Annotated in this window: 1 protein-coding gene; it reads right to left on the bottom strand. The window is 73.9% G+C overall.

Going from position 1 to position 245, the window contains the following annotated elements; translation table 11 throughout:
- Positions 1–245: hypothetical protein (locus CF68_RS39115; protein WP_369798839.1), on the bottom strand; the 245-nt coding region annotated here is incomplete at both ends.

The raw sequence follows: 245 nt of genomic DNA, 5'->3' as shown, positions 1-245 counted from the left end.
TCGAAGGCGGCGAAGCGCGCCCGCCGCGCCGTTTTGGCGACGACGACAACCGCCCGCGCCGCACTGGCGACGATCGCGGCGAGGCACGTCCGCGCCGTTTCGAAGGCGGCGAAGCGCGCCCGCCGCGCCGCTTCGAGGGTGGTGATTCGCGTCCGCCGCGCCGTGCTGGCGAGGACAACAACCGTCCCCGCCGTTTCGAAGGCGCCGACTCGCGTCCGCGCCGCGTTGGCGATGACGAGAACCGT

The organism is Cupriavidus sp. SK-4, assembly GCF_000611125.1.
GTDB lineage: Bacteria > Pseudomonadota > Gammaproteobacteria > Burkholderiales > Burkholderiaceae > Cupriavidus > Cupriavidus necator.
The sequence above is the reverse complement of the archived record's forward strand: the minus strand, read 5'-3'. Positions and strand labels throughout refer to the sequence as shown.